Origin of the sequence: Streptomyces griseoruber (assembly GCF_001514205.1) — a bacterium.
GTDB lineage: Bacteria > Actinomycetota > Actinomycetes > Streptomycetales > Streptomycetaceae > Streptomyces > Streptomyces griseoruber.
Window position 1 is genome coordinate 267,960 of the sequence record NZ_KQ948765.1, and the last position, 24,256, is coordinate 292,215.

Here is a 24,256-nt window from a genome sequence, read left to right on the forward strand (position 1 = left end):
CCCGTCCCTCCGGCCGATCCCGTGTCCCTACGACGCCGGAGCGGGCCGGTACGTTCAGCGGGCCGTCTGGAACGTTCGGCGGTAGGCCTGCGGCGAGACCCCGATCGCCGCGTGGAGGTGCTGGCGCAGCGAGGCGCCGGTGGCGAAGCCGACCCGGCCGGCGATCTGGTCCACCGGGAGGTCGCTGGCCTCCGGCAGGTGCCGGGCGTGCACCACCCGCTGCTGGATCAGCCAGCGGCCGGGGCTGACGCCCACCTCGTCCTGGAAGCGGCGGGCGAAGGTACGCAGGCTCATCCGGGCGTGCGTGGCGAGGTCGGCGAGGGTGAGGGGTTCACCCAGGTGCTCCAGGGCCCAGGCCCGGGTGGCCGCCGTGCTCGCCGGACCGGCCTCGGGCACCGGCTGTTCGATGTACTTCGCCTGACCGCCGTCACGGAACGGCGGCACCACACAGCGGCGGGCCACCTTGTTGGCGAGTTCGCTGCCGTGGTCCTTGCGGATCAGATGCAGACAGATGTCGACGCCGGAGGCGGCGCGGGTCGTGGTGTCGATCCTGCCGACGGGGTCGCGGGAGCTCGAGGAGGAGGCCGAGCGGCTCGGGGTGCGCGCGGTGCGGATGCTCGTGGACGCCGACCGGGCCGGGATGCGGACGATCGCCGAGCTGGTGGAGACGGGGCGGTTGCGCGCGACGATCGCGGGGACCTTCCCGCTGGCCGATGCCGCCGAGGCGCACCGGCTCGGCGACACCGGCCGGACCACCGGGAAGCTGGTCCTGACGGTGGACTGACGGCCCCTCGAAGGGGCACGTCCGTCAGAAGGTCAGCACCGGCTTGATGGTCTTGCCCGAGGTCATGTCCTGGACCGCCTGGCCGATGTCCTCGAAGGCGTAGGTGCCGATCAGCCGGTCCAGCGGGAGCCGCCCCGCCTTGACCAGCTCCACCAGGGCGGGGATGAAGGTCTGCGTCTCACTGTCGCCGAGGGTGAGGCCGACGACCCGCTTGCCGCCGAGCAACCCGTTGACGTCCAGGGCGACTTCGCTGCCGAACGGCGGTGCGCCCACGACGACCAGGGTGCCGCGGGCGGCGAGCGCGTCGACTCCCTGGCGCAGCACGGCCGTACTGCCCGTGGTCTCCACGATGCCGTCGGCACCCCGGCCGCCGGTGATCTCGGCGACGGCCTCGCCGAGCGTGGCCTGTCCGGCGTCCACGGTGTGGGTGGCGCCCAACTCCTTGGCGAGGGCCAGTCGTTCGGCGACCCGGTCGACGGCGATGATCGTGGTGGCGGGGCCGAGGGCGGCGGCCATGACGGCGGACAGGCCGACGGCTCCGGCGCCGAGGACGACGACCGTGTCACCGGCGGTGGGCTTCAGTACGTTCCAGACGGCGCCGACCCCCGTCTGCACACCGCAGCCCAGCGGGGCGATGGACGTCAGGGGTACGTCGGGGTCGACCTTGACCAGGCTGCGCTCGTCGACCAGGGCCCGCTCCGCGAAGGAGGACTGGCCGAAGAAGTGACCGCCGAGCGGCTCACCGTCACGGCTGATGGTGCTGCTGCCGTCGGCGCGGCGGCCCCCGATGAGGTTCAGCGGCAGCCAGGTCGCGCAGTAGGCGGGGTGGCCGCCGTGGCAGTTGCGGCACGCGCCGCAGGAGGTGAAGGACAGGACGACGTGGTCGCCGGGGGCCACCCCGGTGACGGCGGCTCCGACCGCCTCCACGACCCCCGCGCCCTCGTGGCCGAGGACACCCGGCAGCGGGAAGGGCAGCCCGCCGCTCTGCACGCCCAGGTCGGTGTGGCACAGGCCGGCCGCCACCAGCCGGACGACCGCCTCGTTCGGGCCGGGCTCGTCCAGGACGACCTCGGAGAGAGTGAACGGCGCTCCCGCGGACTCTACGACGGCCGCGCGTGTGGTGATGGACATCGGTGGAACTCCCTTTGCTGTACGGCGCGTTCAGTCGAGCGAGACGACGACGGACTTGACCTTGGTGTACGAGGCGAGAGCCTCGGGGCCGTATTCGCGCCCGAAGCCGGAGTCCTTGACCCCGCCGAACGGGACGGCCGGGTCGAGCATGGCCCAGTCGTTGACCCAGACGATGCCGGCCTGGAGGCGGTCGGCGACCCGGTGGGCGCGGGCCAGGTTGCCGGTCTGCACACCCGAAGCCAGGCCGTACGGCGTGGAGTTGGCGAGGGCGACGGCCTCGTCCTCGTCGTCGAAGGGCTGGACGGTGAGGACCGGGCCGAAGATCTCCTCCTGGATGACACGGGAGTCGCCCGGGAGGTCGGCGATGACGGTGGGCCGGTAGTAGTAGCCGCCGTCGAGGTCGAGACGCTCACCGCCGCAGACGATGCGGGCGCCCTCCTTGCGGGCGAGGTCGACGTACTCCTCGACCTTGCGCAGGTGCTTCTCCCCCGCCATGGGTCCGACGACGGTCTCCGCCGCGCGCGGGTCGCCCACGGGCACACCGGGGACGGCCTCGGCGAGGATGTTCAGCAGGGTGCTGTAGACCGGGCGGGCCACCAGCAGGCGTGGGCCGCCCATGCAGAACTGGCCGGTGTTGAAGACGAAGCCCTTGATGACCGCGCCGACGGCCTTCTCCAGGTCGGCGTCCTCGAAGACGAGGTGCGCGGCGTTGCCGCCGAGTTCCATGGTGACCTGCTTGAGGTTCTCGCCGGCGATGCCCGCGACGTGCCGGCCGATCGCGGTGGAGCCGGTGAAGGCGATCTTGTCGACGCCGGGGTGCCGCAGCAGCGCCTCGCCGGCGACCGGGCCGGTGCCGGTGACGACGTTGACGACGCCGTCGGGCACACCGGCCCGCTGGAGCAGGCCCGCCATGTACAGGGCGCTCAGCGGGGTCTCGTCGGCGGGCTTGTGGACGACGGTGTTGCCCGCGGCGAGGGCCGGAGCGAGCTTCGAACCGGCCAGGATCAGGGGGAAGTTGAAGGGGGTGATGGCGGCGACGACGCCGATCGGGCCGCGCTGGGTGTAGGCGAGGGCGTTCATCGGGGTGTCGCGGTTGCCGCCCTCCAGGGAGAAGGCGAGGGTGGCGTAGTACTCGTAGTCGTTGGCCGCGTTGGTGACGTCGACCGCGTGGGCCAGGGTGATCGGCTTGCCGACGTCCAGGCTCTCCAGCCGGGCGATCTCGTCGGCCTCCTCGCGGATCAGCTGGGCCACCCGCAGCAGGACCCGCCCGCGCTCACGCCCGCTGAGCCCGGACCACCGGCCGGAGTCGAAGGCCTCGCGGGCGGCCCGCACCGCGGCGTCCACGTCGGCGGCGCCCGCCTCCGCGACGGTGGTGACGACCGCGCCCCGGGACGGGTCGACCACCTCGGTCCGCGCTCCGTCCGCGGCCTCGCGCCACTGTCCCCCGATGAACAGTCGACCGGGGTCGATCTCGAAGGTGGTCATCGCCACTCCTCAGCATCGTCGCCAAGATTTCAACTAACAGGATTCCTGTTGGTCCGCAGTCTCATTACAGACAGGTTTCCTGTCAATGGTCTACGCTCGGACTCATGGCCGGCACCCAGACGACCCAGGCGGCGACTCCCGCGCGTCCGCCCCACAAGGCTCCCCCGTCCCTGCTCTACATGGTGAAGCAGGTGGAGCTCGTCGTGCGATCCCGGCTGGACGAACTCGTCAAGCCGTCCGGCATCACCGCCCTGCAGTACACGGCGCTGACCGTGCTGGAGCGGCACGACGGACTGTCCGCCGCCCAGCTGGCCAGGGACTCCTTCGTGACCGCCCAGTCCATCGCCGATCTGGTGCGCTCACTGGAGAACCGTGGCCTGATCCGCCGCGAGCGCAATCCGCGCAACCGGCGCGAGCTGCTGATCCTGCTGACCGACGAGGCGCGCACCCTGCTGGAGCAGTGCGCGCAGCCCGTGCGGGAGCTGGAGGAGCGGATGGTGCGGGAGCTCACGGCCCACCAGACGGAGCAGTTCCGGACAGCCCTGTCCAAGGCATGGCAGGCCCTCTCGTAAGCTTCTCGCACCCCTTCGCTCACGGCGCGAAAAAACTCGCTCAAGACACGCCCGAATTTCGAAGACATATGTCAATCGAACATGCTGAAATTCACTCTATCGGGGGTACCTTGCTGGGGCGGGGAAGTGCCGTGCGCTGCCCCGCCGTTGGAGGCTCCCGACCGGTGGAGCGGGTTGGAGGCGATGTCGTCGTGCAGCAGGAACCCGCCGCGGACACCCCGCACCTGTGCGTCCGGCAGGAGCGGGGGTACACGGTGCTGGAGTTCCACGGCGAGATCGACATCGTCGCGGCGACGGAGATCGGTCCGCGGCTCGACGAGGCGACCGCCGGGCCCGCGCCCCGGGTGGTCATCGACCTGTCGCTGATCGACTTCTTCGACTGCTCCGGGCTCCGCCTGCTGTACCGGGCCCGCAGCCGGGTGCTCGACCAGGACGGCGAGCTCCGTCTGGTCTGCACCCACCCGCTGGCCCTGCGCGTCCTCAAGGCCACCGGACTGCACCGGTTACTGCCGCCCGCCAGCACGCTGGACGCGGCCCTGGGGCAGCCCGAGGCCACGTCCGGCACCTTATGACCGCGCTCCGCGGCCACCCGACGGCCGTCGCGGCCGAGCGCCACCCGGCGGTTCCCGCTCCCGGCCCTACCGGACGATCTTCGTCACCTGTCCGGCCCCCACGGTCCGCCCGCCCTCGCGGATGGCGAACTTCAGCCCCTCCTCCATCGCGATCGGCTGGATCAGTTCCACGAGCATGGTGGTGTTGTCGCCCGGCATGACCATCTCGGTGCCCTCCGGCAGGGTCACCACGCCCGTCACGTCCGTCGTACGGAAGTAGAACTGCGGGCGGTAGTTCTGGAAGAACGGCGTGTGCCGGCCCCCCTCGTCCTTGGACAGGATGTACGCCCGTGCCTCGAACCGGGTGTGCGGGGTGACCGAGCCCGGTTCGATCACCACCTGGCCCCGCTCCACCTCGTCCCGTTTGACCCCCCGCAGCAGCAGGCCGACGTTCTCCCCGGCCCGGCCCTCGTCGAGGAGCTTGCGGAACATCTCCACACCGGTGACCGTGCTCCTGGTCTTCTGCCGGTGGATGCCGATGATCTCCACCTCGCTGTTGACCCGCAGCGTGCCGCGCTCGATGCGGCCGGTGACGACCGTCCCGCGCCCGGTGATGGTGAAGACGTCCTCGATCGGCATCAGGAACGGCCTGTCCACGTCCCGCTGCGGTTCCGGCACCGCCTCGTCGACCGCGTCCAGCAGGTCCAGCACCGACTGCGTCCACCGCGGGTCGCCCTCCAGGGCCCGCAGCGCGGAGATCCGTACGACGGGCACCTCGTCGCCCGGGAACTCGTACTCGGTGAGCAGTTCGCGCACCTCCAGCTCGACCAGCTCCAGGATCTCCTCGTCGTCGACCATGTCGGTCTTGTTGAGGGCGACGACGATGTACGGCACACCCACCTGCCGGGCCAGCAGCACATGCTCCTTGGTCTGCGGCATCGGCCCGTCCGTACCCGCGACCACCAGGATCGCGCCGTCCATCTGGGCCGCGCCGGTGATCATGTTCTTGATGTAGTCGGCGTGACCGGGGCAGTCCACGTGCGCGTAGTGCCGGCGCTCGGTCTGGTACTCCACATGGGCGATGGAGATGGTGATGCCGCGCTGCCGCTCCTCGGGCGCCTTGTCGATCTGGTCGAACGGGGTGAAGGGGTTGAGCTGGGGGAACTTGTCGTGCAGCACCTTGGTGATGGCCGCCGTGAGGGTCGTCTTGCCGTGGTCGATGTGCCCGATGGTGCCGATGTTGACATGGGGTTTGGTCCGCTCGAACTTCGCCTTCGCCACTGCGAGCCCTCCCTGGTCACATGGGTGACGACATGCGCGTATCCACTCCTTCCTGTCTATTCGCTGCGGGCCGCGTCGAACAGGGCGCTGACGGACTCACCGTTGTGAATACGGCGCACGGCCTCGGCCAGGGCGGGGGCGATGGACAGGATCCGCAGCTTGTCGGTGTGCTCCTCGGAGGGCACCGGCACGGTGTTGGTGCAGACGATCTCCAGGACGTCGGGCTGCTCGCTGAGCCGCTTGAGGGCCCCCGCCGCGAACAGGCCGTGCGTGCACGCCACCCGGATCGAGCGCGGCTGAAGCTCCCGCAGCCGGTCGAGGAGTTCGAGGACGGTACTGCCCTTGGCGATCTCGTCGTCGAGGACGATGACGTCCCGCCCGGTGACCTCGCCGATCACGGAGTTGATGCTCACCCGGTCGTCGGCGTAGCGCTGCTTGGCGCCGGCCGCCACCTGGGCGCCGATCATCCGGGCGAAGGCGGCGGCCTCCTTGGCGTTGCCGAGGTCGGGCGAGACGACCGTGGTGGAGGTCAGGTCGTAGCGGCGGAAGTGGGCGGCCAGCTCACGGCGGGCGTGCAGATGGTCCACGGGCATCGAGAAGAAGCCGTGCACCTGCGGTGAGTGCAGGGTCATGGCGAGGACCCGGTGGACCCCGGCCGCCGCCATCAGATCGGCGACCAGACGGCCGCCCAGGGAGATCCGGGGCGCGTCCTTCTTGTCGGAGCGGGCGTAGGAGTAGTGCGGCATGACCACGGTGATCCGGCCGGCGGAGGCGCCGCGGGCCGCGTCGCACATCAGCAGCAGCTCCACGAGGTGCTCCTGCACGGGCTTCACCAGGGGCTGGACCAGGAAGACGTCCCTCTCCCGGCAGTTGGCCTGGAGCTGGACCTCCAGGCAGTCGTTGGCGAACCTGCTGAGCCGGGTCGGGCTCAACGGCACACCCAGATGGGAACAGACCTCGGCGGCCAGCTCGGGGTGGGCGCTGCCGCTGAACACGGAGATGTCTCGCACGAAAGGACTCCTCGACCAGGCCCGACTGGAGGGGATCTCTCACGGGATCTCTCATGCTACGGACCCCGCCCGTTCCGCCCACCCTCAGGAGCCCCTCGGGCACCGCGGGCACCGCCGCCGGACGCCCGGGAATCCGGTCCCCGGCCGCCGGTGCGCCTCGCCGTGCCGTGCGGCCCGCCGACTGGGCCGGCCGGGTGAGGACGGCCGGGTGAGGACGGCCCGGTGAGGACCGCCTCCGTGATCGCGAAGACCCCGGCGGGCCGGGTGATCGTGGCCCACGGCCTCGCGTTCTGTCACAGGTCGTCAACAAGGGCGTCCGCCAAGGGCTTTGACGGGAATCGACGGGAATCCGTCCTGACAGGAAGGAGGGCCGTCGCCATGACGACTCCCGTCAAGCGCCTTCAGGGGCGCATACCCGGCTGGGCCAAGGTGCTCATCGCGGTCGTGGTCGTGCTCACCGTGATGTTCGCCGGGATCCGGCTCAGCCTGCTGCCCGGGCTGCGCGAGTTCTTCGGCACCGAGACCAAGGACCGCTCGGGCCCCGCCCTGCTCAAGTCCATCCAGGACATGAGCCGTTACGACGCCGCCTCCGGCAACTTCCAGGTCGTCGTGGACCTGGAGAAGGACGCCAAATACCTCCCGGACGCCCTCCGCGGCACCCGCACCCTGTACGTGGGGGCGGGCACCGTGGACGCCTATGTCGACCTCGGCAGGCTGGGCGACGACGACGTGACGGTCGACGGCGACCGTACGTCGGCCACGCTGCGGCTGCCGCACGCCCGGCTCGGCAAGCCGGCACTCGACCCGGACCGCTCCTACGCGGTCTCCAAGCAGCGCGGTCTCCTGGACCGCCTCGGCGATCTCTTCTCGGACAACCCCAACAGCGAGCAGGCCGTCCAGAAGCTCGCCGTGAAGCACATCGGCGAGGCGGCGAAGGACAGCGAGCTGACCGCGCGCGCCGAGACCAACACCACCGACATGCTGGAGGGCCTGCTGCACTCCCTCGGCTTCAAGGAGGTCAAGGTCACCTACGCGTCCTGACCGGCCGAGCGGGGTTCCCACGGGCCGTGCGCATCCTCGGGTCCTCAGCGGGTAACCGCTTTACGACGCAGGTAAGTTGCCGACTGGAGGACAGCATGGCCCGTGCAGCCTCACGCCCACGCACCGTGTTCCGCCTGCGCCCGCCCAGGGGCGAACAGCCGCCCGGCCCGGCCGCAGCCGAGACAAGGGCGGCCCCTGAGAAGAAGGCCGCGTCCGGGAAAAAGGCGGCACCCCGAGAGAAGACGGCCCCCCGGAAGAAGGCCGCGTCCGGCAAGAAGACCGCACCCGAGAACAAGGCCACACCCGAGAAGAAGAAGGAACCGGCGCGTTCCGGCCCCCGGCCGCTGCCCTTCCCACTGCGGCTCCTCGCGATGCTGTTCGCCTTCGCCTTCATGGTGGGGTTCGCCGTCGTGCTGGCACGGCTGACACTGGAGCCCTCGCCCGCCTCCGAGGCGCTCGTGCACTCCAACCTGCACCCGGGGCGGTCGCTGCGGGCCTATCTGGACCAGCCCGCGCTGCGCGACGCGGTCAAGCAGATCGGCGGGAACGTGCTGCTCGGGGTGCCCTTCGGCATCCTCGTGCCGGTGCTCGCGCCCAAGGCGCGCGGGGTGCTGCGCGTGCTGGTGCTGACGGCGTCCGTGATGCTGCTGGTGGAGTTCGCGCAGGGCGCGCTCATCACCGGGCGCGCCTTCGACATCGACGACGTCATCCTCAACACGACCGGCGCGCTCGTCGGATACCTGCTGCTCGGACGCCGTATGAGCCGCGCGGTGCACGCTCCCCGGCCCCGGCGGGGTGTCTCCTAGGGCGTGTGTCGAAAGTGGCGTCGTCCGTCCGGAGGCCAGACGGGACTTTCGACACACGCCCTAGGGGCGCGGCCTCCAGGTGTACTTGTCGCCGCCCACCCACCGCACGACATTGGGGTCGTCGAGGTCGTGGACGATGATGCCGAACGCGGCGGCCGTCTCCAGGACGTCGGTGAGGGTATGCGCCGAACCGACCACTTCGCCGTCGATTTCCACGATCCGGAACGGGGGTCTGCCCGGCTGCACCCCGAGCACGATGATCCGTGGCTGGTTCATAAAGGGGCTCGCGACTTCGGTCATGCCATAGAGCGTAAATCGCAACCGGTCGGTACGGATCGTCGGAAAACGACCACCGGGGCGTCCGTCGTGCGTCGGACGCCGTGCTGGGCAACGCTGGAGCCAGGAGGTGCCGATGGATCCCCTCGAGGCCCTGGACCGGATCGCCTTCCTGCTGGAGCGGTCCCTGGCGCCGACGTACCGCGTGAAGGCGTTCCGTACCGCCGCCCGGGTGCTGGCGGGGCTGCCCGAGGGCGAGGTGGCCGGACGGGCCGGGGCCGGCACGCTGGAGTCGCTGAAGGGCGTGGGGCCGAAGACGGCCCAGGTCGTGCGCGAGGCGCTGGCCGGCGAGGTGCCGTCCTACCTGCGGAAACTCCAGGACGAGGTGGGGCGGCCGCTCACCGACGGCGCCGGGGAGCAGCTGCGGGAGCTGCTGCGCGGCGACTGCCATCTGCACTCCGACTGGTCGGACGGCGGCAGCCCGATCGACGAGATGGGCCGGACGGCTGCCGCCCTCGGCCATGAATGGGCCGTCCTGACCGACCACTCGCCACGGCTGACGGTGGCCCGGGGGCTGTCGCCGGAGCGGCTGCGCGCCCAACTGGAGGTGGTCGAGGAGCTGAACGCGGCCTGGGCGCCGTTCCGGCTGCTGACCGGTATCGAGTGCGACATCCTGGAGGACGGCTCCCTGGACCAGGAGCCCGGGCTGCTCGACCGGCTGGACGTGGTCGTGGTGTCCGTGCACTCCACACTGCGGATGGAGAAGCGGGCGATGACCCGGCGCATGCTGAAGGCCGTACGGGATCCGCACGCGAACGTCCTCGGGCACTGCACGGGGCGGCTGGTGCGGGGGCGGGAGCGGCCGGAGTCGGAGTTCGACGCGGACGAGGTGTTCGCGGCGTGCGCCGCCGCGGGCACGGCCGTGGAGATCAACAGCAGGCCCGAGCGGCTGGACCCGCCCCGGCGGCTGCTGCGGCGGGCGGTCGGGGCGGGGGTGCTGTTCTCGGTCGACACCGACGCGCACGCGCCCGGCCAGCTGGACTGGCAGATCCTCGGCTGCGCGCGGGCCGAGGAGTGCGGGGTGCCCGCCGACCGGATCGTGACGACCTGGCCGGTGGACCGGCTGCTGGAGTGGTCCCGGAAGGACGCCTCCGCTTGACTTCGAGCGCACTCCAATTCGTAGCGTTTCGGACATGAGCAACAGCGACATGACCAACGGCAACACCGCACAGCACAAGATCGGCTCGGGCTTCGGCGCCACGAGCACCGCCGACGACGTCCTGCGGGGCATCGATCTGGGCGGACGCCTGGCGATCGTGACGGGCGGCTACTCCGGAATCGGCCTGGAGACCACCCGTGCGCTGGTGAAGGCCGGCGCCCGGGTCGTCGTCCCGGCGCGGCGCCCGCAGACGGCACGGGAGAACCTCGACGGCATCGAGAACGTCGAGGTGGACGAGCTCGACCTCGGTGACCTGGACAGCGTGCGCGCCTTCGCCGACCGCTTCCTCGCCTCGGGCCGCACACTCGACCTCGTGATCGACAACGCCGGCATCATGGCCTGCCCGGAGACGCGGGTCGGACCGGGCTGGGAGGCGCAGTTCGCCACGAACCACCTCGGTCACTTCGCCCTGGTGAACCGGCTGTGGCCGGCGATCGAGCCCGGCGGGGCGCGGGTGGTGTCGGTGTCCTCGCGCGGCCACCACTTCTCCGGCATCCGCTGGGACGACGTCCACTGGCGGCGGGACTACGACAAGTGGCTGGCGTACGGGCAGGCCAAGACGGCGAACGTGCTGTTCGCCGTGCACCTCGACGCGCTCGCCCGGGACCGCGGCGTACGGGCCTTCGCGCTCCACCCGGGTGGCATCCTCACGCCCCTCCAGCGGTATCTGCCGAGGGAGGAGATGATGGCGAACGGCTGGATCGACGAGGACGGCAACCCGATCCCGCAGCCGGGCTTCAAGACGCCGGAGCAGGGCGCGGCCACCCAGGTGTGGGCGGCGACCTCCCCGCAGCTGGACGGCATGGGCGGCGTCTATCTGGAGGACTGCGACATCGCCGAACCCGCTCCGGAGAACGGCGAGCGGACCGGCGTGAAGGGCTGGGCGACGGACCGCGAGCAGGCGTCCCGGCTGTGGGAGCTGTCGGCCGAGCTGACCGGGGTGAACGCGTTCGCCCCCTAGGGCGTGTGTCGAAAGTGGCGTCGTCCGCCCGGAGAGCGGGGCCCGCGGCGTCCGGTGCACTCCACGGCGTCCTCCCGCAGCTCGGCGAGCGCCTGCTCCGGGTTCACCCGAGGCGGGAGCAGCAGGCCGGGAGCCGCCCGGGCGTGCTCCTCCCATCGGTCCTGCCGGCACTCCACCGTCCAGCCGGGCCGGCGCGCGCCCATCTCCCCGGCCTCCGCCGCCGCGCTCATGGTCCACCAGCCGACCCGGCGCCGAACCGGGTCGAGGTGGACACCGGCCCCGGCCGCCACGGTGCAGCGGCCGTGGTCATGGGCGTCCGCGGGCCGGTCGAGGAGGGCCGGGCCCTCGGTCACCGGGTGGTCGTCGATCGCCGCCAGCAGGTGGCGGCGGCGGTCGCCGACCGTGACGGCGGTGACGAGCGGATCGCGTTCCAGGAACTCCTCGTCGTCCGGGCCGAGGGAGGGGGCCGGGTACACCTTGCGGTCCCGCTCGCGCACCTCGGCCGGGTCCAGGCCGAGGCGGCGGCGCGGGTCGGCGGGGCCGTCGTAGGTCCACCGCAGGTCCCAGCCGGGCCAGGCGCGGGCGATCGCCCGCCAGGTGACGGCGCGGTGCCGGAACTCCGTGACCGGGCCCTCGCTCGCGCGGAGCACAGCAGGAGGCGGCGGCGCAGGTCGAACAGGGCCGCCGCCTCGCACATCCAGTCCCCGCGCCACTCGTCCACGCGGCGGCGGGCGCGTACGGCCGGCAGGACGACATCGGGGCCGGCCAGCAGGTCGTGGTCGATGCCCACCGCTCCGAAACGCGCCTCGTCCACCTCGTGTGCGGCGTCGTGCGGCACCACGACGTACGTCGCCCACTTAGCCATGCGGCGATGGTCGCATCCGGGCCGGCGGCGCCGCACCCGTGTCTCGGCTCAGTCGGACGGCTCGTCGGGGACCGGCTGCCCCGGGCGGACGCCGGCCGGGCGGGGGGCGCCCCGGCGGCCGGTGCCGGCCTCGTCGGTGTCGGGGAGTTCGGTGTCGGGCAGATCGGGGGCGGTGACGTCCCAGGGGTCCTCGCCCGGGCGGGTCTGCTGGTCGGGCAGGTCTCGGGGGATCGGAGGGCCGGTCTCGCCGGGGCTCTCCTCGCGGTGGGCGGCCACGGTGTGCTCCCTTCGGGGGGGGCGGTGGCGGGTACCTCGGCCGCGGCCGGCGAAACCTCAGTGCGGGGTGCGCTCCTCCAGGGCCGTGTGCCAGGCCGGCCGGGGGAGATCGGGCCGCGGTTCGGGGCGTCGGCCGCCGTGCGCGAAGAAGTCCGCGAGCGGGAGGATCGCCGCGCCCACGGTGACCGCGTCGGGGCCGAGCCTGCCGAGGTCCACGGTGACCCTGCGGGCGGGGTGGCCGAGGGCGTAGGCGGTGGCGTGGCGGCGTACGGCGGGCAGCAGGCGGGCGCCCAGCTGGAGGCCCGCCCAGCCGCCGATGAGGATGCGCTCGGGCTGGAAGAGATTGATCAGGTCGGAGAGGCCGGCGCCCACGTACTCGGCGGTCTCCTCCAGGACGGCGCGGGCGACCGGGTCGCCCTCGGTGCCGTCGTCCGGGTGGGCGGCGGCGAGCATCGCGGCGAGCGCGCTCTCCTCGTCCGTGTCCGCGGGCGGCCGGCCGCCCTCCTCGCGCCAGCGGTCGAGGAGCGCCTCGGCCCCCGCGTACGCCTCCAGACAGCCGAGGGCGCCGCACCGGCAGCGGCGGCCCCGGACCCGCACCGTCAGGTGCCCCCATTCGAGGGCCCGGCCCTGTTCCGCCTCGGGGGTGACGAGGCTGGCGCCGACGCCGGAGCCGAAGAGGACCACGACGGCGTTGCGGGCCCCGCGTCCGGCGCCGAACCACATCTCGGCCTGACCGAGGGTCCTGGCGCCGTTGTCGATGAAGTACGGGACGGTGCCGGGCAGCGGGGAGCCCTCGCGCAGCAGCGCCTCCAGCGGGACGGCGTCCCAGCCGATCGTCTGTCCGTGCACGACGGCGCCGCCGTCCGGGGTGTGCTCGACGATGCCGGGGACGCCGATGCCGACGCCCAGGAGCCGTCCGGGGGCGAGGCCGGCTGTCGCGAGCACCTCGGCGACACCGTCCCGGATGTGGCCGACGATCCCCTCGACCTCGTATCGCTGCGCCTCCAACGGGCGCTCCGCGCGGGCGAGTTCGGTGAGGGTGAGGTCGAACAGCTCGATCCTCACCCGGGTCTCGCCGACGTCCACGCCGATCATGTGGCCGCTGCCGGGGGCCACGCGCAGCAGGATGCGGGGGCGGCCGCCGTCGGAGTCGACGCTGCCGGCCTCCTCGACCAGTCCGTCGGCGACCAGGTCGGCGACGACGTTGCTGATGGAGCCGGAGCTGAGGCCGGTGGCGGGGCCCAGCTCGAAGCGGCTGAGGGGGCCGTCGAAGTAGAGCCGTTGCAGGACGGCCGTGCGGTTGGCCCGCCTGAGATCGCGTACCGTACGCCCGTTCCGCCCCGTCATGACGCTCCTTTCGCACCCCTGCCCGATCTGCAACATACCCTCAGGGACGGGCCGGGCGCGACTTCCTCCAACCCTTAGTTCATGATGCGAGACAAGAGTGCGGGCTGCCGCTGCGGTGCGGTGCGGTGAGGCATGGCGCAACAACTGCCTTTCGCCGTAAGGGCGTACGGGATGTGGCGGGAGATCTCCGCCCGCTCCGGGTTACTAGGCTGGCCCGATGACCCCCACCCCGGACGTGCTGTCGATCGCCCTGGACGAGACATCGGATCCGCCGCTGCGGCCCCTGCCGGCGGGCGTCGCCGGGCTGCTCGGCGACCTCGGGGCGCCGCCCCGGCTGGTCGCCCATCTGCGGGCGGTGCACGAGGTCGCCGCCCAGCTCGTGGCGTGGATCGGGGAACACCGTCCGGAACTGGCCGTGGACGGGGCGGCGGTGCTGTTCGGCGCGGCCACGCACGACATCGGCAAGGTGCTGCACCCCGGCGAGCTGTCCGGTCCGGGCGCCCGGCACGAGGAGGCGGGGCGGGAGCTGCTGCTGGCGCGCGGGGTGGCTCCCGGGCTGGCGCGCTTCGCGGGCAGTCACGCCTCCTGGCAGGCGCCGGGCGTCGAGGTCGAGGATCTGCTGGTGAGCCTCGCCGACAAGGTGTGGAAGGACAACCGGGTGGCCGACCTGGAGGACCTGGTGGTGGCGGAGCTGTCGCGGGCGGGCGGCCGGCCGGTCTGGGAGGAGTTCCTGGCGCTGGACGAGTTCCTCACCGCTGTCGGCGCGGGCGCGCAGCGCCGGCTGGCCTGGCAGGCGGCCCATCCCGTCGGCTGAGGGCGGGCGTTCCCTGGCCGAGGAGACCGACGGTGTACGGCCATGTCCTGCGCCGCCCGGGAGACCGGCCTATGCGCCGGGCGCACTGGCGACGGGGGTGTGGCCACCCGAGCCCGGTGCTCCCGTCGGCGGCGTGCGGGGCCGGGTGGTGTCGGCCAGGTGGCGGGCGACGGCACCCTCGGCCGTCTCGGCCGTGCCCGCACCCCGGGGTGCGCCGAAGCGGGCGAGGGTGTGCCAGACCATCTTGAGGTCCTGCGGGGCGGCCCGTCCGTCGCGGACCGCGTCGCCGATCACGCGCGGGTCGACCACCGCGTCCTCGGCGATCCGGGCACCCAGCTCGGCGTACGCACGGCCCCGGTACTCGGCGCACCGGTACAGCTCGGCGACGGTGATGCGGTAGCCGGGGTGCCACTCGACCGGGCAGGGCAGGGCGCCGGCCGCCTCCTCGACCGGGGTGCCGCGGTAACTCGGGTCCAGGACCAGGGCCTCGACGTCCCGGGCGAGATCGACGCCCCCGTGGACATGGGCCTCGACGTAGTCGTTGAGGGCGTCCCGCTCGTCGGCCTCGGCCAGGGCGATCAGGGGCATCGCGGCGGCGACGCCGAAGTCCTCGGGCTCGGCCGCGCTGTCCGGGTAGCAGAAGGTGGCACGGGTGAGCGCGCCCGGGCGCAGCCGCAGGTGCGAGGAGCCGAACCTCGGTGCGGCGCCGACGACTTGGCGGCGGAAGTCGAGCGCGCCGTACACCGGTCGCTCGCGTGGGTCCGCGTCGTCGTACGCCCCGCCGAAGATCCGGCTCTCCCAGCGCCAGCGGTCACCGCCGGGGTGTGCGGTGAGGCCGCCGTTGCTCGTGCCGGTGACGAACTGCGAGCGGTAGGCGCCGTCCCGGGCGAGCGCGGCGAGGACCGGCAGACCGTCGGCCTCCCGGTCCGGGTGGAAGTTCAGGGTGATCCGCAGGTCCGGGCCGAGGGCGGGGCCGGTGGAGCGGGCGGCGACATGCCGCAGGGCCGTCCGGGCGCGCGGCGACGGAGGGACGTCCTGGAAATCCACTGGCTCTCCTCGGTGAGGCTATTTACCCTAGGCCAAAACCTAGGGTTCCTAGGTTGTTGTTCACGGACAGGCACCACAGGAGGCTCCCCCATGAGGTCGCTCACCGAAAGCGATATCCGCACCTCGTTCGTCAACTGCTCGAAGGGAGAGGCGCAACGGCTGTCCGTACCCCGGGACCTCGGTCAACTCCCCTGGGCCGACCTGGACTTCCTGGGCTGGCGCGATCCGGGGGCGCCCGACCGCAGCTGTCTGGTCGCCGAGTGGCGGGGCGGGCTCCTGGGCGTGACCCTGCGTTTCCCGCCTTCGCGGCGCGGGCTGCGGCACCGCAGCATGTGCTCGCTGTGTCTGACCACCCACCCCGGCGGCGGGGTCTCGCTGATGACGGCCCGCAAGGCGGGCGCGGCCGGCCGCGAGGGCAACTCGGTCGGCCTGTACCTGTGCACGGACCTGGCCTGCTCCCTGTACGTGCGCGGCAGGAAGGTCCCGGAGTCGGGCGGCCGGCTGGAGGAAAGCCTCACCCTGGACCAGCAGATCGCCCGTACGACGGGCCATCTGTCGGCCTTCCTGGACAAGCTGTACGCGTGAACCGGCGGGGAGCGGTCCGCCGGTGGCCCCGCGGCCGGGCCGCCGGCAGCCGGCCGCGGGCCGGTTCACCGCCGGACCGCAGGCCGACGGCGTGGTCGCGGTACCCCACCCGGGTCGGGCGTCGCCCCGTCGGTGCCGGGGCCGGCGGCCCGGACGGTGGTCGGCGACGCACCGGGTGACCTTCGACCGGATGGCGGAACACCCGGTCCTCGAGGACGACGCGCTCGTGCGAGCCGTGGGCCGCCTCCCCGAGCCCGACGACACGGGCGTCGCCGGTCATCCGGTCGACGGGCGGGCGCGGGCACGGGCCGCGGGGGCCGCGGCGGTGACGGTCGAGGCCGTGGTGACGCAGAGCAGGGAGAGGACGACGGGGATACCGAGTCGGATGGTGTGGTCTCATGAACCGAGCGTCGCCCCGCGGCACCCGTGGAAACCATCCTGGGGGCCGCCGTCCCGGGGGTGCGGATGCCCCGAGGAGTGGGACGGGGAATTCCCCGCACCGTGTTCCCGACGGCACCCTGGGGTACAGAAGAAACGTTCGAGCACCGTGGGGAAGGGGAACTGGTCCGGGAATGCGAGAGGCAAGTCAGCGAGCGGCGCCGTTCGTACGGTTTCTGCGGCGTCATCGGGAACCCGCGGTGGTCCAGGCGTTCCGCTCCGCCGCGGCGGCGACGATCGCGTATGTCGTCGCCCTGCGGCTCAGCCCCGAGGCGGCCCCCCTCACCGCACCCCTGACCGCGCTGCTGGTCGTCCAGGTCACCCTGTTCGCCACGCTCACCAACGGCGTCCGGCGGGTCAACTCGGTGGTGGCCGGCGTCCTGGTCGCCATCGCCTTCAGCCAGCTGGTCGGCCTGACCTGGTGGAGCCTCGCGCTGCTGATCGTGGCCTCGCTGGCGGTCGGGAACCTGGTCCGGGTCGACGAGTACGTGCCGGAGGTGGCGATCAGCGCCATGCTGGTGCTGGGCGTGACCACCGTCGGCGACACCGCCTGGGCGCGGATCGTGGAGACCCTGATCGGCGCGGTCGTCGGCCTCGCCATCAATCTGCTGCTGCCGCCCCCGGTGTGGATCGAGGAGGCCGGTGAGTCGATCGAGGGACTGGCCCGCCGGCTGCGGCAGCTGATGCTGCGGATCGGCGAGGAGGCGGCCGGCCGCCCGGCGGTCGAGGAGGCGGCCGCCCGGCTGCACGAGGCACGCCGGCTCGACCACGACATCGTGGAGGTGGACGCGGCGCTGCGGCAGGCCGAGGACAGCCTGCGGCTCAACCCCCGGGTCCGGGAGGGCCTGCTGCACCGGGTGGTGCTGCGCACCGGTCTGGACACCCTGGAGATCTGCACGGTCGTCCTGCGGGTGCTGGCGCGCACACTGACCGACCTCGCCAAGGAGCGCGAGCCCGATCCGCTGTTCCCGGAGGAGACCGGCGAGGTCGTGGAGCGACTGCTGTCGGAGCTCGCCGACGCGGTGGTCAGCTTCGCGGTGCTGGTCACCACGCATGTCAGCCTCAACGCGGACGCCGCCGAGGCCCGGCTCACCGCGGAGCTGCGGCAGGCTGTGGCCACCCGCGACAAGCTCGCCCAGCTGCTGCTGGAGCGGCTCCAGCGCGACGCCCGGCAGTGGCAGCTGCACGGCGCCCTGCTCACCGAGGTGAACCGGATGCTCGACGAGCTCGACACCGAGCACCGCTCGCGCCGGCTCCTGGAGGAACTGGACCGGGTCTCCTCCGAGCAGCGCGCGCGGATGCCGCGGCTCACCCGGCTGCGGGAGCGCCTCGGCATTCAGGAGGAACTGTGGCGGAACCGTACGGGGATCGGCCGGCGTTCTCTCTGAGGGAGCGCCGGGACGGGGCCGGCGCCGGATGCGAGGGAGCGCGCCTGTGGCCGGCACCGCCGTACGGATCGACGGGGACACACTGAGGCTGCCGGGCGGGGTGGCCGTGCGGTTCATGCGGACCCTGCGGCTGCCGGAGAGCGGCGAGCACGACCTGCCGCCCGGGCTGGGCACGTTCCCGCTCCGCCGGGTCGCCGACCACCGGGACACCGTGCCCGCCGAGTGGCTGGCGCGCGGTGGCGTGATGCTGCCGATGTATCTCCGCGAGGCGATGTGGCTGGGCTTCGCGGGCTCCACGCGGCCGGCCGCGCTCCAGGTCGGGGCGGGCAAGGTGTGCGCGGTCTCCGGCAAGGCGTGGAGCGACCGGCTCTCCCGCGACCCGCAGAACTACCTCGCGCTGCCGCGTCAGCCCTGGCTGGACGGCATCAACTCCGGGAAGGGCACGGTCCGCCAGTTCGTGGCGGTGCCGCTCGGCCTGGGCGCGACCGTGGAGGGCCAGGTCACCGGCGAGGAGGTGTGGGGCGGGATCCAGCTCCAGTCCTTCCCGCTGAACGAGGAGAAGCACGCGGAGTGGGAGGAGGCGCAGCGGGTCCTCTCCCTGGAGACGCGGAGCGTGAAGTCGGTCGGGGGCGGGTTCGGCGCCGTGCCCGCGGCCCCCGGGGCGATGCCCCCGCAGACGGCGATGCCCATGATGCCCGCCGCGGTCCCCGCCCCGGGTGGCGCGCCCCGGGCCGCCGCGGCGATGGGCCTGGGCGTGGGCGGTTCGATGCGGCAGGAGGTCTACCGGGACACCCGCCCGGTCGAGGACTACACGCGGGAACCCGGCGCGCGGGTCTTCGTGCACCTGGTCACTCCCCCGGAGTGGCGCCGCATCACGGGCGAGGAGCCCCCGCCCTCCCCGGTGGACCGCGCCGCGTACACCAAGGCCGGGCTGCCCTGGTTCGACTACTACGACGAGGGCGCGCAGGACCTCGCCCCGAGCGACACCCTGTCCGGGGTCGAGCCGGTCGGCGACTGGCTCGGCGACGACCTGGACCCCTGGCAGCAGCCGGCGCCCGGCCAGGTGCACCAGCTCAAGGACGCACCGGGGACGCCGGTGCAGGACGGCGACTGGTAGCCCGGCCGGGGCTCGCCGCTTTTGCATTCGAGGGTCTTTCCGCGTCAAGGTGCTGTGGACGACGGGGTGCGGGACGACCTGAGGTGCACGGCATGAACGGTGGGACGGCAGGGGCTCGCGGCAACTGGAGCAGGCGGCGGTTCGTCGCGGTGCTCGGCGGCGCGGCGGTGGCACCGGCCGTGGCGGGCTGCGACGGCGACGGCTCGTCCGGGGCGGCGCGGGAGGCACAGGAGGCACAGGAGACCGCGACGCCCCCGCGGCCCTCGTCGTCCACGTCCGCCTCGCCCGAGCCCGCGCCGAGCCCCTCCGGCCCCCGGCCCCTCTACCTGGGCACCTACACCTCCGCCGAGGGCGGCGGGAAGGGCATCGGTGTCGCCTCGTACGACCCCTCGTCGGGCCGGATCACCGGCCGGGGCACGATCACCGGCGTCCCCGATCCGTCGTACCTCGCGATCCACCCGGACGGCGGCACCCTGTACGCGGTGAACGAGCGGGCGAAGGGCACGGTGACCGCCGTACGGCTGTCCGACCGGAAGGTGCTCGGGAGCCGGGCGACCGGTGGGGCGCACCCGTGTCATCTGTCGGTGCATCCGGGCGGGCGCTGGCTGCTGAGCGCCGACTACGGCTCGGGCACGGTGGCCGTGCACCCCGTCGAGGCCTCGGGGGCCCTGGGCGAGCGCACCGCGACGGTCCGGCACAACCGTCCCTCGCCGGGCCCGGGGCAGCAGGGACCGCACGCGCACCAGTTCATCACCGCGCCGGACGGCGGGCACGTCCTCGCCGTGGACCTCGGCACGGACACGGTGTACAGCTACCGCCTGGACGAGCGGAAGGGCACGCTCACCGAGGTCGCGCAGGCGCACACCCGGGCGGGCGCGGGGCCGCGCCACCTCACCTTCCACCCCGGCGGGCGGTACGCCTATCTCGCGAACGAGGCCGACGACTCGGTCGCGGTCTGCGCGTACGACGCCGGCAGCGGCCGTGTGACGGTCGGCGCGCCGCAGTCGACGGGCGCGAAGGCGGACCCCAGCTATCCGGCGCAGTTCGCGGTCACACCGGACGGCGCGTACGCGTTCCTGGCCAACCGGGGCGACAACACCCTCGCCCGGTACGCGGTGGAGGCGGACGGGGCCCGGCTGCGGCTGCTCGGCACGGTCCCGGTGCACGGGGACTTCCCCCGGCAGATCGCCCTCTCGCCGGACGGTGGTCTGCTGTTCGCGGCGAACCAGCGCTCCGGCACGGTCAGTGTCTTCGAGGTGGACGCCGGCAGCGGTGCACTGCGGCTCGCGGGCGAGCCCTTCGGGTCACCCGTCGCCGTCTGTGCGCTGCCGCTGTAGGGGGCGCGGGCAGGACGCGGTACCCGCCCGGGTGAGCAGGACGTGCATGCGCTCGGTGAGCTGGCCGACGTCGTCGGCGGGCGTGTGGAAGGGCAGCCGTACGTCGCCGTGGGCGCGGGCGCGTTCGATGCGCAGCGTCAGTCCGTGCCGGTCGACGGCGAGCGGCTGGACCCGTACGGCACCGTGCAGGCTCTCGTGCCGGACCAGGCGGGTGAGCCGCTCGACGGCGTCGGGGTGGGCGTCGGCGAGATGGGTGAGCAGCTGGGCCTCGGCGGTGGCGAGAGGGTCGGGGCGGGCCTCGGCGAACTCGTCGAGGCCGACGACGACCGCTGCGGTGGCCTGTTTGAGGACGACCCGGGTGGCGTGGAAGACGAGGTGGTCGTCCTCGGGGGCGAACCAGCCGGCGAGCCAGAGCCGGCCCCGGATACGGTTGCGCACGGGGACGGGCGCCACGTCGGCGAACTCCAGGACGGCGGACGGCTCGCCGCGGGGGGCGCAGATGGCCGCCGTGAGCAGGGCGCTGTCGTCGGGCACATGGAGGTGCACCCGGCCGTCCTCGTCGACGGTGTGCGCGCCGAGGAACTCCTCGCGTCCGCCGTCGGCGGTCACCGCGCAGGACCACGAGGCGGCCAGCACCGACCGGGCCCGCTCGGCCGCACCGGGCACCGCCGTCCAGCCGTGCCCGTCACGCATGTGCCCGTCACGCATGTGCCCCTCACGCATGTGGCCGTCACCCATGTGGCTGTCCCCCATGTGGCTGTCACCCATCCCAGAACCTCCTTAGGTAAGCCTTACCTAACCTATCGGAGATCGGGGCGCACGCCAACCGGCACAGGTGATCTTTCGCGACGACCGTGCGACCGTCAGCGCGCGATGACCCCGAGCAGCGCCCGCGCACACAGGTCCCGGACCTGCTCCCTCGTCAGATCGGGGCCCCGCAGCCACTCCAGGCAGACGGCCGTGGTGAACGCCAGCCAGCCGCGCACCGCGAGCCGGACGTCGGCGCGCTCCTCGAAGAGCGGACCGAACTCCGGGTCGGCGCCGAGGGCGGCCAGGATCTGCTTCTCCTGCGCCGCGAGGGCCCGCCGGTAGACCCGGCGCACGGTCCGGTCCCCGGCCGCGTCGGCGCGGTGGAAGGCCCGGTAGCCGTGCGCATGGGTCTCGACGTACTCCAGATACGTGCCGAGGCCCGCGGTGAGCTGCTCGCGGACCGGGACACCCGGCACCGCCGCCGTCATCCGCAGCATCCGCTCGCTCTCGCGCTCGACGACCGCCGCGAAGAAGTCCCGCTTGGTCGGGAAGTAGTGGTAGAGCAGCCCGCGCGAGACCCCGGCGATCTCGGCCACCCGCTCGATGCGGACCTCGTCGTACGGACTCTCCGAGAACAGACGCGCGCCCACCGACAGCAGCTGCTCCCTGCGCTCCTCGGTACTGAGTCGGCGCCGGGTGCGCTCCCCCTGGTTCGCGGCCATGCCCGCACTTTACTTGACGCCGGTTCAACGGCCGGACGAGACTGGGCGCGCTATTGAACGCACGTACAACAGGTCCAACCTGCCGCTGGATCAAGGGAGATCGCGTCATGGCGGAGACGGTGTCGACGACGACCGGGGACGTCCTGCCCAAGGGCTTCCGCAGCGCCGAGCTGGGCTGGCCCGAACTGCGGCGCATCCCGCACCCCCCGCACCGGATCCCGCTGCTCGGCGACCTCCTGGGCGCCAGCCGGCGCACTCCCCTCCAGGACTCCCTGCGGTACGCCCGGCAGCTGGGCCCGATCTTCCGGCGCAAGGCCTTCGGCCGGGAGTTCGTGTTCGTGTGGGGTGCGGAGCTGGCCGCCGACATGGCGGACGAGTCGCGGTTCGCCAAGCACGTGGGGCTGGGCATCGCCAACCTGCGGCCGGTGGTCGGGGACGCGCTGTTCACGGCGTACAACCACGAGCCCAACTGGCAGCTCGCGCACGACGTCCTGGCGCCCGGGTTCAGCCGGGAGGCCATGGCGGCCTACCACCCGATGATGCTGGACGTCGCCGGGCGGCTCACCGCGCACTGGGACGGGGAGGCCGCCGCCGGACGCCCGGTCGACGTGCCCGGGGACATGACCAAGCTGACCCTGGAGACGATCGCCCGCACCGGGTTCGGGCACGACTTCGGCTCGTTCGAGCGGGCGCGGCTGCATCCCTTCGTGACGGCGATGGTGGGCACCCTCACCTACGCCCAGCGTCTCAACACCCTGCCCTTCCCGGGGCTGTTGAGGGAGGCCGCGCGGCGGAACGAGGCCGACATCGCCTATCTCAACCGTACGGTCGACGCGCTCGTGCACCGGCGGCGCGCCGGGGGCGGCGGGCAGGGGGACCTGCTCGACCGGATGCTCGACACCGCGCACCCCGGGACCGGTGAGCGGCTGTCCGTCGAGAACGTACGGCGGCAGGTCATCACCTTCCTCGTCGCGGGCCACGAGACCACCTCCGGCGCGCTCTCCTTCGCCCTGCACTACCTCTCCCTGAACCCGGGCATCGCCGCCCGGGCCCGGGCCGAGGTGGACCGGGTGTGGGGCGACACGGCGGTGCCCGGGTACGACCAGGTGGCGAAGCTGCGCCATGTACGCCGCGTCCTCGACGAGGCGCTGCGGCTGTGGCCGACGGCGCCCGGATTCGCCCGGGAGGCCCGCGAGGACACGGTGCTGGGCGGGGAGCATCCGATGCGGCGGGGCGCCTGGGCGCTGGTCCTGACGGCCATGCTGCACCGGGACCCCGAGGTGTGGGGCGAGGACGCCGAACGGTTCGACCCGGACCGCTTCGACGCGGCGGCCGTCCGGGGACGCGCCCCGCACGCCTTCAAGCCGTTCGGCACGGGCGCCCGCGCCTGTATCGGACGCCAGTTCGCCCTGCACGAGGCCACCCTCGTCCTCGGCCTGCTCCTGCGCCGCTACGACCTGCGCCCCGACCCGGCCTACCGGCTGCGGGTCACGGAGCGGCTGACGCTGATGCCGGAGGGGCTGCGGATGGGCCTGGAGCGGCGTGCCGCGGCCGGAGCACCGAAGGAGCCGACGGAGGCGCCGGCAGCGCCGGCAGAGGCGCCGGCTCCGGAGCAGGACGCCTCAGCGCCCCGCTGTCCAGTGCACCGGGCGGGTGACTGAGCCCGGGAGTCGGGTGCCCGCGCCGCCCCGGGCCGCGGTCACCTGGGGCTGGGTGAGGAAGAAGGCGCCGGTGAGGTCGGCGTCGGTGAGGTCGGTGTCCCGCAGGTCGGCCCCGATCAGATCCGCGCCGCGCAGATCGGCGCCGGTGAGGTCGGCGGCGATCAGACAGGCCCCGCGCAGATTCGCCCCGCGCAGATCGGCGCCCTTGAGCCGGGCGCCCATCAGATCGGCGCCGCGGCGGTCCTTCCCGCGGCCGCGGACACCGGCACGGGCCAGCTCGCTGGTCCTCAGCAGCAGGACGTTGACCTCCTGGCGGTGGGCCGGGACGTCCAGGGCGGCCAGCTCCCCGGGGGTCTGCCGGGTGAGCGCCTCGGTCCGCTCCAGGGCCCGGCGCAGCTCCGGGTGGACCGGGCGGGCGGCGGGCAGGCCGAGCGCCTCGGTGAGGTACCAGAGCAGTTCGTGCAGCTGGCGGACCACCGGGAACACCTCGAACATCGCCCGGGAGTGCTCGGCGGGGGCGCCCCGCCAGTCCCGCCCGCCGAAGGTGACCCGCGAGACCTGCTGGCCGGCGCCGAAGCAGTCGTAGACGGTGCAGCCGGTGAAGCCCTTGCGCCGCAGCCGGTCGTGGATGCCGCACCGGTGGTCCTCCGCCAGGTTGGGGCAGGCCCGCCCCGCGGGCTTGTCGAGCGCGAAGTCCGCGGAGCGGGCGAAGGGCAGGGCCACACAGCACAGGCCGAAGCAGTTCGCGCAGTCGCCGCGCAGTCCGTCCCGGTCCACGGTCTTCTCTCCCAT

Annotated in this window: 24 protein-coding genes and 2 pseudogenes; 13 read left to right on the forward strand and 13 right to left on the reverse strand. The window is 73.0% G+C overall.

Features of this window, described 5'->3' with window-relative positions:
• Positions 1–54: 54 nt before the first annotated feature.
• A pseudogene (locus AQJ64_RS09460) lies at positions 55–555 on the reverse strand (GlxA family transcriptional regulator); the annotation flags it as partial.
• Between AQJ64_RS09460 and AQJ64_RS45500 the strand changes: the two are divergent.
• Positions 536–784: pseudogene (locus AQJ64_RS45500) on the forward strand (zinc-binding dehydrogenase); the annotation flags it as partial. The pseudogenes AQJ64_RS09460 and AQJ64_RS45500 overlap by 20 nt on opposite strands.
• A 24-nt stretch (positions 785–808) precedes the next feature.
• Here AQJ64_RS45500 and AQJ64_RS09465 read toward each other — a convergent pair.
• Both AQJ64_RS09465 and AQJ64_RS09470 read right to left on the reverse strand, forming a co-directional pair.
• On the reverse strand, positions 809–1,915 hold the full coding sequence (locus tag AQJ64_RS09465; protein ID WP_055635293.1) for an NAD(P)-dependent alcohol dehydrogenase: 1,107 nt from the start codon (positions 1,913–1,915) through the stop codon (positions 809–811).
• 30 nt (positions 1,916–1,945) lie between these two features.
• A complete protein-coding gene (locus AQJ64_RS09470; RefSeq protein ID WP_055635294.1) occupies positions 1,946–3,400 on the reverse strand; it encodes an aldehyde dehydrogenase family protein in 1,455 nt (484 codons plus the stop codon).
• 104 nt (positions 3,401–3,504) lie between these two features.
• Between AQJ64_RS09470 and AQJ64_RS09475 the strand changes: the two genes are divergently transcribed.
• Together AQJ64_RS09475 and AQJ64_RS09480 are read left to right on the forward strand one after the other, a co-directional pair.
• Entirely contained in the window at positions 3,505–3,972 is a 468-nt protein-coding gene (locus tag AQJ64_RS09475; protein ID WP_055635295.1) for a MarR family winged helix-turn-helix transcriptional regulator, read from the forward strand.
• A gap of 191 nt (positions 3,973–4,163) precedes the next feature.
• Positions 4,164–4,544, forward strand: a complete 381-nt coding sequence (locus AQJ64_RS09480) for an anti-sigma factor antagonist (RefSeq protein ID WP_055635296.1) — start codon at positions 4,164–4,166, stop codon at positions 4,542–4,544.
• 66 nt (positions 4,545–4,610) lie between these two features.
• Here AQJ64_RS09480 and tuf read toward each other — a convergent pair whose 3' ends face one another.
• Both tuf and AQJ64_RS09490 read right to left on the reverse strand, forming a co-directional pair.
• Positions 4,611–5,804: an elongation factor Tu gene (gene tuf / locus AQJ64_RS09485; RefSeq protein ID WP_055635297.1), complete on the reverse strand. Its 1,194-nt coding sequence runs from the start codon at positions 5,802–5,804 to the stop codon at positions 4,611–4,613.
• 56 nt (positions 5,805–5,860) lie between these two features.
• Complete coding sequence (locus tag AQJ64_RS09490) at positions 5,861–6,814, reverse strand: ribose-phosphate diphosphokinase (RefSeq protein ID WP_055635298.1); 954 nt, start codon at positions 6,812–6,814, stop codon at positions 5,861–5,863.
• Between the two features lie 378 nt (positions 6,815–7,192).
• On the opposite strand from AQJ64_RS09490, the gene AQJ64_RS09495 reads away from it, so the two are divergent.
• On the forward strand, positions 7,193–7,855 hold the full coding sequence (locus tag AQJ64_RS09495) for a DUF4230 domain-containing protein (RefSeq protein WP_055635299.1): 663 nt from the start codon (positions 7,193–7,195) through the stop codon (positions 7,853–7,855).
• A 95-nt stretch (positions 7,856–7,950) separates the two neighbouring features.
• Positions 7,951–8,661, forward strand: a complete 711-nt coding sequence (locus AQJ64_RS09500) for a VanZ family protein (protein WP_055635300.1) — start codon at positions 7,951–7,953, stop codon at positions 8,659–8,661.
• Positions 8,662–8,721: 60 nt separating this feature from the next.
• Here the strand turns inward: AQJ64_RS09500 and AQJ64_RS09505 are convergent, their stop codons facing one another.
• Positions 8,722–8,961, reverse strand: a complete 240-nt coding sequence (locus tag AQJ64_RS09505; protein ID WP_055635301.1) for a hypothetical protein — start codon at positions 8,959–8,961, stop codon at positions 8,722–8,724.
• 112 nt (positions 8,962–9,073) lie between these two features.
• Here AQJ64_RS09505 and AQJ64_RS09510 point away from each other — a divergent pair, with 112 nt between their 5' ends.
• Together AQJ64_RS09510 and AQJ64_RS09515 are read left to right on the forward strand one after the other, a co-directional pair.
• The gene (locus tag AQJ64_RS09510; protein ID WP_055635302.1) at positions 9,074–10,096 is read left to right on the forward strand and encodes a PHP domain-containing protein; all 1,023 of its coding nucleotides are present in this window, start codon (positions 9,074–9,076) and stop codon (positions 10,094–10,096) included.
• A gap of 34 nt (positions 10,097–10,130) precedes the next feature.
• On the forward strand, positions 10,131–11,117 hold the full coding sequence (locus AQJ64_RS09515) for an SDR family NAD(P)-dependent oxidoreductase (RefSeq protein WP_398683738.1): 987 nt from the start codon (positions 10,131–10,133) through the stop codon (positions 11,115–11,117).
• Here AQJ64_RS09515 and AQJ64_RS09520 read toward each other — a convergent pair.
• The 3 genes from AQJ64_RS09520 to AQJ64_RS09530 all read right to left on the reverse strand — a co-directional run bounded on the left by AQJ64_RS09520 (position 11,114) and on the right by AQJ64_RS09530 (position 13,605).
• Positions 11,114–11,767 (reverse strand): hypothetical protein, encoded by a 654-nt coding sequence (locus tag AQJ64_RS09520; RefSeq protein ID WP_055635304.1) that lies wholly within the window; start codon positions 11,765–11,767, stop codon positions 11,114–11,116. The two genes, AQJ64_RS09515 and AQJ64_RS09520, sit on opposite strands and share 4 nt — an antisense overlap.
• Before the next feature lie 263 nt (positions 11,768–12,030).
• Entirely contained in the window at positions 12,031–12,258 is a 228-nt protein-coding gene (locus tag AQJ64_RS09525) for a hypothetical protein (RefSeq protein WP_055635305.1), read from the reverse strand.
• A gap of 57 nt (positions 12,259–12,315) precedes the next feature.
• Complete coding sequence (locus AQJ64_RS09530; protein WP_055635306.1) at positions 12,316–13,605, reverse strand: ROK family transcriptional regulator; 1,290 nt, start codon at positions 13,603–13,605, stop codon at positions 12,316–12,318.
• Between the two features lie 217 nt (positions 13,606–13,822).
• Here AQJ64_RS09530 and AQJ64_RS09535 point away from each other — a divergent pair, with 217 nt between their 5' ends.
• Positions 13,823–14,419, forward strand: coding sequence for an HD domain-containing protein (locus AQJ64_RS09535; RefSeq protein ID WP_055635307.1), 597 nt, complete (start codon positions 13,823–13,825; stop codon positions 14,417–14,419).
• A 69-nt stretch (positions 14,420–14,488) separates the two neighbouring features.
• On the opposite strand, the gene AQJ64_RS09540 is transcribed toward AQJ64_RS09535, so the two are convergent.
• Positions 14,489–15,466 (reverse strand): DUF3626 domain-containing protein, encoded by a 978-nt coding sequence (locus AQJ64_RS09540; protein ID WP_079061556.1) that lies wholly within the window; start codon positions 15,464–15,466, stop codon positions 14,489–14,491.
• A gap of 90 nt (positions 15,467–15,556) precedes the next feature.
• On the opposite strand from AQJ64_RS09540, the gene AQJ64_RS09545 reads away from it, so the two are divergent.
• From AQJ64_RS09545 to AQJ64_RS09560, 4 genes are all read left to right on the forward strand, one after another.
• Positions 15,557–16,051 (forward strand): FBP domain-containing protein, encoded by a 495-nt coding sequence (locus tag AQJ64_RS09545; protein ID WP_055635308.1) that lies wholly within the window; start codon positions 15,557–15,559, stop codon positions 16,049–16,051.
• Between the two features lie 572 nt (positions 16,052–16,623).
• Positions 16,624–17,877, forward strand: a complete 1,254-nt coding sequence (locus tag AQJ64_RS09550; protein WP_055635309.1) for an FUSC family protein — start codon at positions 16,624–16,626, stop codon at positions 17,875–17,877.
• 46 nt (positions 17,878–17,923) lie between these two features.
• The gene (locus AQJ64_RS09555; RefSeq protein WP_099054010.1) at positions 17,924–18,994 is read left to right on the forward strand and encodes a hypothetical protein; all 1,071 of its coding nucleotides are present in this window, start codon (positions 17,924–17,926) and stop codon (positions 18,992–18,994) included.
• Positions 18,995–19,086: 92 nt separating this feature from the next.
• A complete protein-coding gene (locus AQJ64_RS09560; protein WP_055635311.1) occupies positions 19,087–20,331 on the forward strand; it encodes a lactonase family protein in 1,245 nt (414 codons plus the stop codon).
• Here the strand turns inward: AQJ64_RS09560 and AQJ64_RS09565 are convergent.
• Both AQJ64_RS09565 and AQJ64_RS09570 read right to left on the reverse strand, forming a co-directional pair.
• Positions 20,299–21,024: a DUF2470 domain-containing protein gene (locus tag AQJ64_RS09565; RefSeq protein ID WP_055635326.1), complete on the reverse strand. Its 726-nt coding sequence runs from the start codon at positions 21,022–21,024 to the stop codon at positions 20,299–20,301. The two genes, AQJ64_RS09560 and AQJ64_RS09565, sit on opposite strands and share 33 nt — an antisense overlap.
• A 170-nt stretch (positions 21,025–21,194) precedes the next feature.
• Positions 21,195–21,803: a TetR/AcrR family transcriptional regulator gene (locus tag AQJ64_RS09570; RefSeq protein ID WP_055635312.1), complete on the reverse strand. Its 609-nt coding sequence runs from the start codon at positions 21,801–21,803 to the stop codon at positions 21,195–21,197.
• A gap of 107 nt (positions 21,804–21,910) precedes the next feature.
• Here AQJ64_RS09570 and AQJ64_RS09575 point away from each other — a divergent pair, with 107 nt between their 5' ends.
• Positions 21,911–23,464: a cytochrome P450 gene (locus AQJ64_RS09575; RefSeq protein ID WP_055635313.1), complete on the forward strand. Its 1,554-nt coding sequence runs from the start codon at positions 21,911–21,913 to the stop codon at positions 23,462–23,464.
• On the opposite strand, the gene AQJ64_RS09580 is transcribed toward AQJ64_RS09575, so the two are convergent.
• On the reverse strand, positions 23,426–24,256 hold the full coding sequence (locus AQJ64_RS09580; protein ID WP_055635314.1) for a pentapeptide repeat-containing protein: 831 nt from the start codon (positions 24,254–24,256) through the stop codon (positions 23,426–23,428). The two genes, AQJ64_RS09575 and AQJ64_RS09580, sit on opposite strands and share 39 nt — an antisense overlap.